This is a genomic window from Pedobacter agri, assembly GCF_032678665.1.
In the GTDB taxonomy this organism is placed as follows: Bacteria; Bacteroidota; Bacteroidia; order Sphingobacteriales; family Sphingobacteriaceae; genus Pedobacter; species Pedobacter agri_A.
The window spans coordinates 345,593-360,611 of sequence record NZ_JAVTSH010000001.1 but is presented as its reverse complement, the minus strand read 5'-3'; the positions used below and the strand labels follow the sequence as shown (position 1 = coordinate 360,611).

The 15,019-nt window shown below is 38.1% G+C and carries 15 protein-coding genes; 5 read left to right on the top strand and 10 right to left on the bottom strand.

Annotated features, from left to right (window positions below):
• Window positions 1–283 precede the first annotated feature (283 nt).
• The 3 genes from thrC to thrA form a co-directional block, all read right to left on the bottom strand.
• On the bottom strand, window positions 284–1,594 hold the full coding sequence (gene thrC, locus R2Q70_RS01590) for a threonine synthase (protein ID WP_316805937.1): 1,311 nt from the start codon (window positions 1,592–1,594) through the stop codon (window positions 284–286).
• A gap of 79 nt (window positions 1,595–1,673) precedes the next feature.
• The gene (locus R2Q70_RS01585; RefSeq protein ID WP_316805936.1) at window positions 1,674–2,603 is read right to left on the bottom strand and encodes a homoserine kinase; all 930 of its coding nucleotides are present in this window, start codon (window positions 2,601–2,603) and stop codon (window positions 1,674–1,676) included.
• Between the two features lie 180 nt (window positions 2,604–2,783).
• Window positions 2,784–5,234, bottom strand: coding sequence for a bifunctional aspartate kinase/homoserine dehydrogenase I (gene thrA / locus R2Q70_RS01580; protein WP_316805935.1), 2,451 nt, complete (start codon window positions 5,232–5,234; stop codon window positions 2,784–2,786).
• 813 nt (window positions 5,235–6,047) lie between these two features.
• Between thrA and R2Q70_RS01575 the strand changes: the two genes are divergently transcribed.
• Window positions 6,048–6,383 carry a hypothetical protein gene (locus tag R2Q70_RS01575; RefSeq protein ID WP_316805934.1) on the top strand — a complete coding sequence of 112 codons (336 nt, stop codon included), beginning with the start codon at window positions 6,048–6,050 and terminating at the stop codon, window positions 6,381–6,383.
• A 2-nt stretch (window positions 6,384–6,385) separates the two neighbouring features.
• On the opposite strand, the gene R2Q70_RS01570 is transcribed toward R2Q70_RS01575, so the two are convergent.
• Window positions 6,386–6,835 carry a GyrI-like domain-containing protein gene (locus tag R2Q70_RS01570; protein ID WP_316805933.1) on the bottom strand — a complete coding sequence of 150 codons (450 nt, stop codon included), beginning with the start codon at window positions 6,833–6,835 and terminating at the stop codon, window positions 6,386–6,388.
• Between the two features lie 208 nt (window positions 6,836–7,043).
• On the opposite strand from R2Q70_RS01570, the gene rsgA reads away from it, so the two are divergent.
• Together rsgA and R2Q70_RS01560 are read left to right on the top strand one after the other, a co-directional pair.
• Window positions 7,044–7,964 carry a ribosome small subunit-dependent GTPase A gene (gene rsgA / locus R2Q70_RS01565; protein WP_316805932.1) on the top strand — a complete coding sequence of 307 codons (921 nt, stop codon included), beginning with the start codon at window positions 7,044–7,046 and terminating at the stop codon, window positions 7,962–7,964.
• A gap of 120 nt (window positions 7,965–8,084) precedes the next feature.
• Window positions 8,085–9,038, top strand: a complete 954-nt coding sequence (locus R2Q70_RS01560) for a Smr/MutS family protein (protein WP_316805931.1) — start codon at window positions 8,085–8,087, stop codon at window positions 9,036–9,038.
• Window positions 9,039–9,123: 85 nt separating this feature from the next.
• Here R2Q70_RS01560 and R2Q70_RS01555 read toward each other — a convergent pair whose 3' ends face one another.
• The 4 genes from R2Q70_RS01555 to R2Q70_RS01540 all read right to left on the bottom strand — a co-directional run bounded on the left by R2Q70_RS01555 (window position 9,124) and on the right by R2Q70_RS01540 (window position 11,921).
• Entirely contained in the window at window positions 9,124–9,993 is an 870-nt protein-coding gene (locus R2Q70_RS01555) for a carbohydrate kinase (RefSeq protein ID WP_316805930.1), read from the bottom strand.
• Window positions 9,994–10,065: 72 nt separating this feature from the next.
• Entirely contained in the window at window positions 10,066–10,353 is a 288-nt protein-coding gene (locus tag R2Q70_RS01550; protein ID WP_316805929.1) for a hypothetical protein, read from the bottom strand.
• Window positions 10,354–11,247 (bottom strand): CbrC family protein, encoded by an 894-nt coding sequence (locus R2Q70_RS01545; RefSeq protein WP_316805928.1) that lies wholly within the window; start codon window positions 11,245–11,247, stop codon window positions 10,354–10,356.
• Between the two features lie 5 nt (window positions 11,248–11,252).
• Window positions 11,253–11,921 carry a suppressor of fused domain protein gene (locus R2Q70_RS01540; RefSeq protein WP_316805927.1) on the bottom strand — a complete coding sequence of 223 codons (669 nt, stop codon included), beginning with the start codon at window positions 11,919–11,921 and terminating at the stop codon, window positions 11,253–11,255.
• A gap of 177 nt (window positions 11,922–12,098) precedes the next feature.
• Between R2Q70_RS01540 and R2Q70_RS01535 the strand changes: the two genes are divergently transcribed.
• A complete protein-coding gene (locus R2Q70_RS01535) occupies window positions 12,099–12,527 on the top strand; it encodes a YybH family protein (protein ID WP_316805926.1) in 429 nt (142 codons plus the stop codon).
• Between the two features lie 3 nt (window positions 12,528–12,530).
• Window positions 12,531–13,067 (top strand): hypothetical protein, encoded by a 537-nt coding sequence (locus R2Q70_RS01530; RefSeq protein ID WP_316805925.1) that lies wholly within the window; start codon window positions 12,531–12,533, stop codon window positions 13,065–13,067.
• Here R2Q70_RS01530 and R2Q70_RS01525 read toward each other — a convergent pair.
• Both R2Q70_RS01525 and R2Q70_RS01520 read right to left on the bottom strand, forming a co-directional pair.
• Window positions 13,045–14,313, bottom strand: coding sequence for a DUF5690 family protein (locus tag R2Q70_RS01525; RefSeq protein ID WP_316805924.1), 1,269 nt, complete (start codon window positions 14,311–14,313; stop codon window positions 13,045–13,047). The genes R2Q70_RS01530 and R2Q70_RS01525 overlap by 23 nt on opposite strands.
• Before the next feature lie 82 nt (window positions 14,314–14,395).
• Window positions 14,396–15,010 carry a sugar O-acetyltransferase gene (locus R2Q70_RS01520; RefSeq protein WP_316805923.1) on the bottom strand — a complete coding sequence of 205 codons (615 nt, stop codon included), beginning with the start codon at window positions 15,008–15,010 and terminating at the stop codon, window positions 14,396–14,398.
• Window positions 15,011–15,019: the final 9 nt, after the last annotated feature.

Genomic DNA, 15,019 nt, shown 5'->3' with positions numbered 1-15,019 from the left:
GTACGCCGTAGAGCGGGAAAGCTAAGCTAAATTGAGCAGGTTTTGTAAGGATTAAAAATCCTTAGTTCATCAGTCGGGATTGCAAATCCCGACTAACGCTTACGATGTTGGTCGAGATTTGCAATCTCGACCCTTTTGCCATGGCTAAGCTAAATTGAGCAGATTTTGTAAAGGATTAAAAATTCTTAGTTCATCAGTCGGGATTGCAAATCCCGACTAGCGCTTACGATGTTAGTCGAGATTTGCAATCTCGACTACGGTACTGTGGATTTGTAATCCACAATTAGGCTTTATTTAGTAAATAGTTTTTAAACCCTCCAAAATCGACACCTAGTTGATCAGCGTGTTGTGGCTTGCTCTCTAAGGCTCTAACCTGTTCTGGAATTTCAATTTTAGCGGCGATTTCCACAGGGAAAATATCCGGAAATTTGCAAGCATGTGCTGTTGATAAAAATACTGCCGCACTTTCATCCTCTGGATTTTCTTTTCTGAATTTTTCAATGGCTAAATATGCAATCGCAGTATGCGGACAAGCGACATAATTAAATTTAGCATCTATTTCGTTGATACCAGCCAATGTCTCATCATCATTAAAGCGATAAGACGTAACCACATTTTTCAATGCTTCAACATCGTTTTTAAACAAATCCATAATGCGAACCCAATTACTAGGTGCGCCTACGTCCATGGCATTTGAGTAAGTTTGTGTTGATGGTTTCGTTTCATAAACACCGGTTTCCAGAAAACGAGGAACGGTATCATTAATATTGGTGGCGGCGATAAATTGTTTTACAGGTAAACCCAATTTGTAAGCCAATAAACCAGCACCGATATTTCCGAAATTTCCACTTGGAACAGAAAAAATAACTTCACTTAAACCTTGCTTTTTCAACTGTGCGTAGGTGTTGAAATAGTAGAACGTTTGCGGAATTAACCTCGAAATATTGATTGAATTTGCTGATGTTAAACGATATTTTGCATTTAATTCGTCATCAGCAAATGCTTGTTTCACTAATGCCTGACAATCATCAAAAGTACCTTTAACTTCAATTGCCCTGATGTTTTGTCCGTTAGTGGTGAGTTGTAATTCCTGTATCGGACTCACTTTGCCTTCAGGATAAAGAATGGTAACACGAGTATTTGGTACGCCTAAGAAGCCTAAGGCAACAGCACCACCTGTATCACCAGAAGTCGCAACCAAAACGTCCAACAACTGCTCGCCATCTTTTAAGAAATAAGCCATCACACGGCTCATAAAGCGAGCACCGAAATCTTTAAAAGCTAAAGATGGCCCGTGGAAAAGCTCTAGTACAAAAGTTTTATCATCAAGTTTTACCGCAGGAGCGTCAAAATTAATCGCATCATCAATTATAGCTTTTAAATCACCGGTAGGAATTTCATCTTTCAACAAAGTTGAGGCTACCTTAAAAGCAATTTCCGGCAGAGAATATTGCTCGATATTTTGAATAAAATCAGCATCAAGTTGAGGGATTTCCACAGGCATATATAAGCCTTTATCTTGTGGCATGCTGTTAAAAACGGCTTCTTTAAAGGAAACACTTAGATCTTTATTGTTTGTTGAGTATAGTTTCATTTTGAGAATGGAATAGGGAAGATGGATGATGGATAATGTATTTACACATCTTCCATTATCCATTTCCCATTTTACATATTTAAATAACTCTCGGTCCTTCGGCGTTAACCGATGAAACGTAAGCTTTGCTGTTAATATTTATTTTGTGTAGGTGCTGTTGTTGTGCTTTGGTTATTTTTTTTGCGGTTTCTTCATTGTTGGTTAAGGCAAAAACAGATGGTCCGGAACCTGAAATGCCGAAGCCGATTGCGCCATTGTCCATTGCAATGTTTCTCATTTCTTCAAAGCCAGGAATTAGGATGGAACGGGTTGGTTCTACCAAAACATCTTTCATACTTCGTCCGATTAAATCGAAATCATTCATAAATAATCCGCTAACCAAACCGGCAACATTTCCCCATTGGGTAACCGCATCTTTTAAAAATACTTTGCTGCGAATCATCTGGCGGGCATCTTTTGTGGGTACATCAACTTCAGGATAAACAATTGCCGCATACATTCCGGCAGGAGTAGGAAGCGAAATCACATCCAATGGGTCGTAACTTCTAACCAAAACAAAACCGCCCATAATGGCAGGAGCAACATTATCGGCATGACCATAACCGCAGGCCAGCTCTTCACCTTTCATGGCAAAAGGAACCAATTCCTTTGGTGTGAGTAAATCGCCCATTAACTTATTTATGGCGAACAAACCTGCAACAGTGCTTGCCGAACTAGAGCCTAGGCCGCTACCGATTGGCATTTTTTTATGTAGCTCGATTTCAACGCCAACATCTAACCGGTTAATGTGTTGTAAATAATGCTGAACGCTGGCGCTCACCGTATTTTTTTCTGCATTTAAGGGCAAACGACCGTCATCACCAGTAATTCTTTTGATGACCACTCCTGGCGTTTCGGTTAAACGCATTTCAACTTCGTCGCCAGGCTCGTTAACAGCGAAACCCAATACATCGAAACCGCAAACTACGTTGGCAACCGTTGCCGGAGCGAAAACTTTTATTTCTTTCATAATTTGAATAAAGATGAAGGAGCAAGGATTAAAGACCTTACGCCGACTCACTTATATTGATCTTTTTGTCTCTGAATATGTGGTATGTGTTTAAGTTTATAAGAGTTGTCAGTCTGAGTTTATCGAAGACCCTTATAAAAAGTGCTTCGACAGGCTCAGCATGACAAAAATATATTTGATCTAACTTAATGAACCCACATTTATTATATCTGCAAAAACACCTGCTGCAGTTACTTCTGCGCCTGCACCTGGGCCTTTTACCACTAACGGACGAGATTTGTAGCGATCTGTTGTGAAGGAGATGATGTTATCACTTCCAGAAAGCATATAAAATGGGTGGCTGTCATCAACCATTTGTAGGCTGATTTCTACATTTCCATCTTCTAGTTTACCAATGTAACGTAAAACTTTGCCGTCATTTGCAGCTTTGTTTTTCAAATCTTCAAAGTAAGCCGCATTCTTTTGTAATTCTGTATAGAAATCTTCAACAGAAGTTGCATTTAAACAAGCTTCAGGTAAAATGTTATCGATTTTTACATCAGCGGCTTCTAAAGGATAACCTGCATCACGGGCAAGGATTAACATTTTACGCATAAAATCCTTTCCGTTCAAATCATCACGTGGGTCGGGTTCGGTATAACCCAATTCTTGTGCCTCTTTTACGGTTTCGTAAAATCCTGCATCGCCTTTAAAATTATTGAAGATGTAAGAAATCGTTCCTGATAAAATCGCCTCGATGCGGGCTACTTTATCGCCACTCATCATCAATTCTCTCAAGGTACGGATGATTGGCAAACCAGCACCAACATTTGTTTCGTAATAAAAATCTACACCAAATTTGCGGGCAGTATCTTTAAACGATTTGTATTGCGCAAAATCAGCAGAGTTACCTTTTTTGTTGCAGGTCACAACAGAAATACTACTTTCGAATACGCCCTGATAAAACTCAATTGGCGCTTCTGCTGCGGTATTGTCAACAAAAACACAGTTCGGTAAATTCATTTCCTTCATACGCTCCACAAAGCCAGCCAAATCTGCCTGTTCGCCATTTGTATCTAAACTGCTTTCCCAATCTTCTAGCGATAATCCTTCTGCTTTGAAAATCATTTTACGCGTGTTGCTGATTCCCGCAACCTTAACCTGTAAATCATTATTTGCCGCCAAAAATGGCATTTGCTCTTTCAATTGGTTGAACAGCGTTTTACCAATATTTCCGGTTCCTAAACAAAAAATGTTCAGTGTACGCTTCAAATCAGTAAAGAAAGCATCGTGGACAGCATTAACAGCTTTTGATAAATCAGCGGCGCTGATAATTACCGAGATGTTATATTCGGAAGAACCTTGTGCAATAGCCCGAACGTTAATGCCGTTACGACCTAAAGCATTAAATAATCTTCCGCTCATGCCTGGCGTACGTTTCATGTTCTCGCCAACAATGGCCAAAACTGCAAGATTATTTTCAACTTCGGGTAATGCCAGTTTGTTGGCATCCAATTCAAGCTCAAATTCTTTTTTAATTAAGGCAATTGCCTGACCAGCATCTGTTGGTTTAACCGCAAAGGTAATGCTATGCTCTGATGAAGATTGTGTAATCAACACCACGTTAATCTGCTCGCGAGAAAGCAGCGAAAATAATCTACCACTAAAACCAGCTTTGCCAACCATTCCACTACCAGTTAAGTTGATAATGCTGATGTGGTCGATAGAAGAAATCCCTTTTATGGGTAAGCTTGATGCTTTAACATCACTTTTTATATAGGTGCCTGCAAAGTCAGGCTGAAAAGTGTTCTTGATAACGAGTGGAATTTTTTTCATGAAAGCCGGAATCATCGTTGGCGGATAAATCACCTTCGCCCCGAAATAACTCAGCTCCATTGCCTCAGTATAACTCAGTTCTGGTAAAGAAAATGCTTTCTTAACAATGCGAGGGTCGGCTGTCATCATGCCGTTTACATCCGTCCAGATTTCGATTTCTTCTGCATTTAATGCCGCACCCCAAACTGCTGCGGTGTAATCAGAACCACCACGACCGAGGGTTGTTACTCTGCCGGCTGCATTGCTGGCAATAAACCCGGTAACGAAAAGCACTTTTTCTTTATTAGTCTGGTAGAAATCATTAATTAACATCTCAGTTAATTCGGTATCTACCTTTGCTTGTCCGAAATTACTGTCTGTTTTAATCAATTCCGAACCGTTAACGTACAAAGCTTCTGGCAATTGTTGCGATGCGATGTGCGCAATCATGAACGAGGAGCAGCGTTCGCCGTAGCTTAAAATCTGGTCTTTTGTTTGTAAGCTCAGTTCTTTAAGGTTGGTTACTGCCTGTAATAAATCTTCCAATTCGTTAAAAAAGATTTTTAAGCGGGTAAAAACTGGGTTTTGTGCTGCTGCCGGTAAAAGCGAACGAATTACTGCAAAATGTTTTGCCTCAATCTCTTTAAGTCCGGCATCATAACTTTCGCCGCGTTCGGCACTTTCTGCCATGTCGGTTAGCAAGTTGGTGACACCACTCATTGCCGATAATACAACTACCGGATTGCTTTGTAATTTTTCTTTTGCTACTATGTTTAGCAGCGTTTTAATGTTCTCGGCCGAACCTACGGATGTGCCGCCGAATTTTAATACTTTCATCAGTTTTTAGTTTTAATGAATCTTACACGTTTTGCTTGTTAATTATTTTGTGCAGTTTCAATGGTTTTGGTTTTAAAAAAAAAGCGCCCCGATTTGTGTCGGGACGCTTTCTGTGTTTATCTTTTTTCAATTTACAACAAATTAGCCTCCCTGATTTTCTCCGGTGGTAATAATAATCGTTGTAATAATTGATGTGTTAAAATTCATGCTGTCTTTGTGTACTTTGTACACCGTAAAGTAGAAGATTATTTTTTTAAAATGCAAATGTTTTATTAAAAATTTTGAAAATATTTTAATTAAACGATTAACCAGATGAAATGATAGCATGTTTTGAACCGAAAACTAAATCAGAAAATCGTTGCGAGGAGGAACCGCTTAGGAATCTTCTTTAATAGTTTATTATTAGAAAAGGTGCTTTAGTAAATCTTTTCCCATTTGCTACAATCTTTTCTAACTCCTGTCATTCTGAGGAACGAAGAATCTGTTTTATCGGTTGCAGATGCTTCGTTCCTTAGCATGACAGCTGATTCAGGGTTGCAGTAAAAAAAAAGTATTTCCGCGTCTGTCAGGTTTAGCTAAATTCGATTGGTGATACTATTTGAGTTTCTTGCCTGTAAAGTTCGTAAAAGTCTAAAGCGTTCGGCATTGCGAGGCACAGTTTATCCCGAGCCTTCGGGAAAGCAATCTTAAACGCTGGCTATTTAAACCATAGTTCCAAGATTGCTCATTACTTAGTTTTAAATATTAATGCATTTAAAATTTATTAGTTATGGAATGCCCAGCTATTGAGAATCATTAATAAAAACCCTGTACATGAAATCTATTTTCCTTCTCCTATTTCTTTCAATTTTTAGTCTCCATGCATTTTGTCAATCTGCGCCAGTAATCAGGATGAAGTGCTCCTCAACATTTTCAAAAGATGAAGTGCTTTGGATCGTTGTATTAAATAAAAAGAGCTATATTTTGAATCACTCAGCAGAAAGATTGATTAACACTGAAACAATTGAAGAAATAAAAATTTTAAAAGATGCAGCAGCAACAGCGTTATATGGCGTTCGGGCGGCAAATGGAGTTGTGGTTGTAACTATTAAAAAATCTAAATCCAGAAAGGAATATAAACGGTTAAAACCTTATTTCGAAAAGGCTTAGGTTTAACTTCTTACCCCAATATAAATTTCCACTTCAGATTTGTCTCCTTGTTGAGATTGCTCTCCATAAACTTCAAAATCGGCATTGTAAGTTCTGTATAAAGCGATGTCATTTGCCCAGATTTCCTGCCAGGTTTCTACAACTGCCTGAGGCATTTCACCTCTCGCCGTATATTTTATAAGTTTATCATTTTTAATCTCCCTACCAATCAAACCATCAGGAATATGATCTAGAGTAGTTACCCGCTGCCCAATGATGGTGGTGTATTTCCCCGTGTAATTACTTTCATAATCAGTATAAACGGCATAAACATCGTCGCTTTCTTTATTCGGAATTTTATTGGAAATTTCTTCAGTATAAAATCTTTGCCAAAGCTTACCTAGATCTATGGCAGACTGGTTGTTCTGGTTTGTTGTTTCGGTAGAGATGCCAATAATTTTGAAGTTTTCCATGGGAGATTTTTAGCGAAGATAATGTTAAATTCAATATGACCGTTTGTGTAACACCTTAAAGAAGTCCATTTATTTCGAGCACAGCTGAGAAATCTTTGTCGCTTGAAGAACTCCATCGTACAAGGATTTCTCCATTTCGCTACGCTACAGTCGAAATGACGATTTCCCGCTTACATCTTCCATCCTTTTCATACCTTTGTTTTCAAATATGCAGGGCTTAATTATTAAATCTACTGGGAGTTGGTACAATGTTTTGGCCGATAATGGCAAACGTTACGACTGCCGGATTGTTGGCAAGTTCAGGATCAAAGGGATTAAAACAACTAACCCGATTGCAGTTGGTGACCGGGTGAAATTCGACCTCGAGAAAGATAGCAACCAGGGCTTGATAAACGAATTGTTGCCACGAAAAAACTACATTATCCGCAAATCGATTAACCTGAGTAAGCAAGCTCAAATCCTCGCTGCTAACCTTGATATGGCCATTTTGCTGGTTACACTGGCCTCGCCAAGAACCTCATTAGGCTTTATAGATCGATTTTTGGTTACTGCCGAAGCTTACGATGTGCCCGCTGTTTTGGTATTTAATAAGCTCGATTTATTTAGCAAAGAAGGACTGGAAATCCTGCAGGATTTTAAAGAGATTTATGAAAACATCGGTTACCCATGTTATGAAGTTTCTGCATTAAAAGGGATCAATATTCCCGTTATTCAAGAATTGATCACCGATAAAATCACCCTGATTTCTGGGCACTCAGGCGTCGGAAAATCGAGTTTAATTAATGCTTTGCTGCCAGATAGAGATTTGCGTACTGGCGAAGTTTCTGATTGGAGCGACAAAGGACAACACACGACTACATTCGCCGAAATGTTCGAATTGCCGCAAGGTGGTTTCATAGTAGATACACCTGGAATCAGGGAACTGGGGGTAATCGACATTGAAAAAGAGGAATTGGGGCATTTTTTCAGGGAGATTTTTAAAACATCGCATGATTGCCGGTTTAATAACTGCCGTCACGTAAACGAGCCTGGCTGTGCTGTGATTGATGCCGTGAATGAAGGAGATATTGCCGTTTCGCGTTATGAAAGCTACCTGAGTATCTATCACAATAACGATACAAGGCATTAAGGCCCCAGCCCACCGAAGGGGGGGAAGCTGAGTGGAATATAAACTGTAAAAATAATTTTAGTTTAGGCATATTGCTTAAACTTTAGAAAGGAGAAGTCCCCTTTAGGGGATTTAGAGGTTATGAAATTTAAACTAGGAGATTTTGTTCGTTTTGTTGATGAAAAACGTGAGGGATATGTAACCAAGATCATCGACAGCCAAACTTTAGGCGTTACGGATGAAGATGGTTTTGAAATTCCGGTGGCGGTGAGTAACCTAACATCCGTTCATGGACATGGGGTATCTGCCGAAGAAGTCGATGCGCCCAAACCAATTGAGGTTAACGTTCCATCTATCAGTAAAATCGAAAATGGAATATATGTTGCCGTTGCTACTGATCAGAAAGCGGGTAATGTTGTTCATTTCCATCTTCAAAATCAATCGCCGAATGTACTTTTGGTTAGTTTAACTGCAGAGAAGAAGGAGAAATACTCAGGTTTATTTCACGGTATAGTTGAAGCTTACCAATCGAATTTAATCTATTCTGCATCGTTAGCAGATTTAGATATTTGGCCGGAATTCACTTTTCAGATTTTAGTCTTCAGCAGAGCTGATGTAAAACCGGTTGATCCTTTAGTGATCAGGAAAAAATTCAGGGCAAAAGATTTTTCAACAGAACAGAAAGAGCTACCTCATTTAAAAAACAAAGGCTGGTTAGTTCGTTTAGATGATCTTGTTCCGATCACCATCGATGCGCAAAAACTAAAAGAAAGTTTCTTTAAATCACCCGCTGAAAAAAGAACTGTTGACGCACCATCAAAAGAAATTGATCTTCACATTGAAAAACTGAGGGATGACCATCACTTTTTGGAAGCTGATGAAATCCTCCAGATACAGCTAAATTATTTTCAAAATGCTTTAGATGCTGCGGTGGTGCATCATTTTGATAAAATGGTTTTCATTCATGGCTCCGGCAATGGAACCTTGAGGGATAAAATCCATAAGCTAATTAGTAAAAATCCACACATTAAAACCTATATGGATGCACGTAAGGAAAAGTTTGGTTATGGCGCAACCGAAGTGGTTTTTAAATAATAGGTTAATTGTTTAAATTGTCTAATTGCTTAACTGTAAATTGCTAACTGTAAACTGCTTACTGGTAATTGTAAACTGAAAACCGTTAATTAAAAACTTCATCACTATAATCTGGATTAGCGCCAGGTTGCGACGCTACGAAAGCGCCAACTTTGCAGGCTCTATCTAAAATCGTATCTATAGGAAAACCTTGTAAATAACTTGATATGAAGGTAGCCAGAAAAGAATCTCCTGCGCCAACCGTGTCTGCCACTTTAACCTGGTAACCTTTATGATGGTGTAATTTGCCGTTTTCCAATACATAAGCACCTTTTTCGCCAACAGTTAGGCAAATGATATTTATTGTAAATAAGTGGCTTAATTGTTTTAGCAGCTGTTCATCGGTATTTCCGGTCAGCAGCAGTTCATCTTTCAAATAAACCAGCTCATGTTCGTTAACCTTTAAAATGTCAGCTTCGCTTAACAATGCTTTTAAGGTATCAATAGTATAAAACGGCGGACGAAGGTTGATGTCGAAAATTTTAAGCTTAGCCTGTTTAAGTAGTGCCAAAATGGTATTTCTGCTTTTTTCGTTTCTGCAGGTTAAGCTACAATACACAAAGGCATCTGCATTGGTCACCGCTAAAATAGCTTCTTCGGTAAGATCAATCGCATCCCAGGCCACAGGTTGTACAATAGTGTAAGTTGCCTGATGCTGTTCGTCTAATTTCACTTCAACCGTGCTGGTTGGTAAGTTGTTGCCTTTTTGAATTAAATCAGTTGAGTAATTTTTTGAGTTAAGGAAATCCAATAGCTCCCGTCCATTTTCATCATCTCCAACGGCGCTGATAAATTGACTATTGATATTTTGTTTGTGAAGATTCAAAGCCACATTCATTGATGATCCGCCTGCTTTTTTACCTTCAGGAAAAACATCCCATAATATTTCGCCAATGGCCACAACTGATTTTTTCATAGTAGAATTTAAGTGCGCAATGTAGCAATTTTGAGAAATAAACTTTCACAAGATCAAGATCTAACTTGATTATCAATTTGTAATGTTTTTTGGGCGGCGCAATTTTTTATAAGCAAACACCATTAACCAGCTTAATAGCAATGCAAAGGTTAAATCATATGCGAAGTTTAGCGTATCAAATTCAACGCTGGTACCGCCTTCCATTGTTACCTCATTATAACCACTTACTTTTGTGTAGAAGTTAAATGGAAAGCCATATTGATCGGCACCATCGGCATCATAATCTAAGTTCATGGTAGCGCAGGTAATTACACCAAAAAGTAAGACGCCACCAAATAAAATTTTTACGCTATTTTTCATTTAGTCGAAATCATAGTATAATCTGTATTTATTGCAGCAAATACATTGAAAGAGATAGCCTTGACAGGAGCCATTATCTCTTAAATGATTTGGTAATTCTGATAGTTTAAGTCCTCCGGCACTTGCTAAATCACTTTCTATGTCTGCGAACTGATCGAGCAAAGGTTCAATTTCCTGCCAGCCGACATAACCTTTAAATGCGCAATAATCGTTGCAATGGGCTAGCCAATATTCTTGCTGCCAACCGTTGTAGCCTGGTGTGCGCTCCACTAACTCCATCAATTTATCTTCATCATTAATATCATCAACACTGATATCATCCTGAAAACTCCCTTTAAATTTTTTAGCTGCTTTCCCGTCGGCTATACACCAGGGGCAAAGCGCTTCAATGTCATCAACAGCAAAAAAAGGATTGGTGTAGTAAACATCAGTAGTTTTTTTACAGCAATCACATGTAACCACCGCATCTGTTTCGAAAGCGCCGGTTACTGTGGGTTCCGGATGATACTTGAAATAAGGTAATTCCCGTTTTTCCAAATTACTTTCAGTTTTTTTGACTTTTGCTTTTGGCTTTTCAACATCTTTATGTTCCAATAATTCAGCCAGCTGGGATTTATCTTTTTGTTTGTTTTCTAAGGCGATAACTTTTTCTAATGCCGTGATTGCCGCTGCATAATCCATGGTATAAGTTTTAACATTGCATAGCATTCGCCAGAAATTGGTGTCGGTAGGATAATCTTTTAAGATGGCATTCAATTCTGCTTCGGCTTTTTCAAATAAGGGCAATGACATTTGTGAAGGTAAAATATGTTCGAAACAAAATTTATTGCTCTTGGAAATTGCGCTGGAAATTATGGTATTGATTTCTTTAAGTTTTTCGATTCTCGGATCCATTGCAATTAACCTAATAAATTTTCTCTGCTATTATTCAATATTTCCTGTGCGTTTTTCTCAATTAAACGATCTAAAAGTGCGTTGTAATTGTTTGCTATTTTGTATTCGAGTTCGTTTTTATACAGTGGGAATAAACTATAAATATTGATTAGGTTATCGCCAGCTTTAATTTCAGTAAATTCTTCATCGAATGTTACCGAGGGCAATACCACCAGGCCAACATAATCTGTTTCTTTGCTATACGTTTCCATATCAGCAGTGGCTTGCAAAGTATGCCCAATGCTTAACCAGGTATCGTAATGGTGTGGAAAACGGGCAGTTTCCTTAATCATTTCCAGTATCCAATCGTTTTCATTATTGCCTGGAAAGGTTTTACCAAATTCAACTGACTTAGGCAACAGGATCATCAACTCTGCAAATTTATACAGCTCAGGCTCTTCAACTGCTTCCGGAACAGTCATTTCCAGCAGACTCATTCCTGAAGTTAACAAAATATTAAAGGCATGTTTTTCAGCATTGATGAAGTAAACATCTAAATGAATATCAGGAGAAACCATTTCATGAAATACCGTAATTTCGTTTGATTCATAATACTGATCTAAATGATCGGCAATGGCTTCAGGATGATGGTTAAAGTAAGTTCTGTTCCGAAACTTCTCGTAAAATTCATTCATATTTCTAAATTGGAAAGAAAACTAAATTATTTTGCTTTTAAAATCTACCACAAATCTTAATCCATTTAATCAACCCAAGAGAATCTGAATTTTCAAAGGTTTTGTTCATTTAGTTGCGGATGTATTTCTACATTTGAGTACAGAAGTAATTTATTTTCCTCACTTAATACGAGCATCATGACTAAATCAATTTTCACCTTTCTTTTTTGCTGCGTTATTTCAGTTGCTTCAGCACAAACAGCAAATGATAAAAAAGCAATTTTAAATGTGCTTGAAACACAAAGACAAGCCTGGAATAAAGGCGATGTGGAAACCTTTATGCAGGGATATGTTAAAAGCGATAGTTTACTTTTTGTAGGAAAAAGTGGTCCAACCTATGGATGGCAACAAACGCTTGATAATTACAAAAAAACCTATCAGGGAAAAGCAGGCATGGGCATTTTAACTTTTGGGATAAAAAAAGTGGAGTTTTTAAATACCGATGTGGCTTTCGTTTTGGGTAGCTGGCATCTAAAACGCGATAAAGATGAACCACAGGGTTATTATACTTTATTGTTCAGGAAGATTAACGGGATCTGGAAAATAATTGTTGATCACAGTTCTTAGCTGATGAAAAGATTTTCATATTTCGTTTGTGCATTTATGTTGCTGGTTTCGGCATGTAATCCATCTGATAAAAAACCACAAAATATAATTTACAGCAAAGATGGAATGAGCTTCAGTCTGCCGAAATACTGGAAGGTAAAAAAAGACCGGCCTATTGATGGTGTGGCAAATAGCCGCTTCATTTCAGTTAGTAACGAGGAACCGTTTGCAAAAAATACGTATTTAATTATTACCAGAATCGATTCTGTGAGTTTAGCTAAAACTTTACAAAATTTGATTCAACAATCCAGAGCGAGTTATATTAAACGCAAGGTTGAGTTTGGCATGTTAAACGAGCCAAAAGTAGAAAAAATAGGAAATCACGAAGTTTTAAAAGCCAACTTTGAAACCAGGATAATTGCTAACCGCAACAGAGGCAGTTTCGCCGTGCTTCATTATAAAGGAAAAACCTATTGCTTTGTAAGCAGCGTGGATATAAAAGATAAAAAGGAAAACTTTAGCGTTGCGGATTCTGTAATTAAATCTTTGAGTGTGAAATAAACTTTTTGGTGAAATAGTACAGTGAATAAAGGGTTAAAATACAACCGATTACTGATAGCAGAATTACACTGTTGGAGAAAAAGTTTACCCAGTTTAACTGTACCTTAAATATCTCTTTGCTCAGCAGAACACCTATGCTCCCAACATAGCCGAAAGAATCGGCAATATAAATGAGGAAACCCACGTTTCCAGCTTGTTTGAAAGTCGATATCAGGCGATCAAAAAATACAGCATTGAAAGGAATGTAAACCATGTAAAGTCCTAAGCCTACCAAGGTCATCCACCAAACCGGAGAGATGAGGTTTGCTTTAAACACAATTGTGCAGGTACCTGCTAACAGGAATCCAAATAAGATAAAATAATGAGCAGTTTTTAAAGCAATGAAATTATTTTTGATTAAAACCATGCTGCCAATGAGCAATAGCACAATTAGGGTAATTGGCGTTTCTGTTTTGGCAAAAATGGCTGGTTGATTAATATAACCCATTTCTTTCCACATTTCTGCACCAAAATTGTCTCTGATGTCTCTAAAAATGGTTGCAAAGCAATAAATGATCACACAGGCGATCAACCCACCTAAAAATTCTTTTACAAATAATTTTCGATCTAAATCGATCATCGGCGTTCTTTCTGATCGAAAATTAATGTCTTCATCATCTGGAGCAGGAATTTTTTCCATCAGGAAGATAAAAAGCAATAGGGGTAAGGCGAAAACTAAACCTGTGCTAAAGGGAATCCAAAATTCTGAAAGATGAAAAGTGATGGCCAACCATGAGCCGACAGATTTTACAAATCCTGAAGCAAAAATAAAACTTACCGCTAGTGTTGCGCCAATGAAATCGGTGCTTCGCCTGCCTTCAACATAGGAGAAAACCACACCCCAGAGCATACCAAGGGGAAAACCGTTAATGAAAAGAAAAACGATGTTATATGGTAGAGGAATAATGGCAAAAAACAGCCAGCTTAACCAGGAAATTGCTGTGAGAATAATAATTATTTTCCCGCGACCATTGCGTTTTAGTTCGGAGATAAATTTTATACCGTAAAATTTTGCCAATAGATAACCCAGCATCTGGCAAATTACCAGTACAGTTTTGTAGCTGTAACCTCCAATAGTGAGCCCATCGAATGTGGCAACCGTGAACGATTTTCTAAAACCAAAAATCATGGTGTAAGCGAGAAAAACAACTATCGCTGCATAAAGTCCGGTTTTGATGTGATGGTTAAACTTGAAGCTGGTTCGCATTATTTAGCGTTTTCTTCATGGAAAGATAAGGCTAAAACTTTAAAATGCACTTTTTACTTTAGGTTTACTTGTTGTAACTTAACTATTCTTCCAGTTTAAAATCTTTGTAGTAGAAATCTTTATCCGCATCAGTAAGCTGTCGGATTACCCTGCAAGGATTTCCTGCCGCGAAAACATTATCGGGGATATCTCTAGTTACAATACTTCCCGAGCCAATAACCACATTGGATCCAATGTTAACGCCGGGATTAATTACCACATTTCCACCAATCCAAACACTATTGCCTATGCTGATTTCTTGTGCCCATTCCCATTCCTGATCACGTAAGTGTGAGTGGATCGGATGCCCTGCGGTGTAAATGGCTACATTTGGAGCAATAAAAACGCTATTGCCAATGCTCACCCTGGCGCAATCTAAAATAACCAGGTTAAAGTTTGCATAAAAGTTATCGCCTATTTCTATATTATAACCATAATCACAACGAAAAGGTGGTTCGATGTAGAACATCTTTTCGGTTTTGCCAAAAAGTTTTTTTAACAACTCTTTTCGTTGCTTGATAAATTTTGGTGCAAGATTGTTAAACTCGTAAACAATTTCACGAGCTTTTAACCTTTCTTTTGACAGTTCCGCATCGCCGGCTTGGTAAGCTTTTCCGGAAAGCATTTTTTGTTTTTCGGTAAGTAAATTAATTTCCATAAAATGATC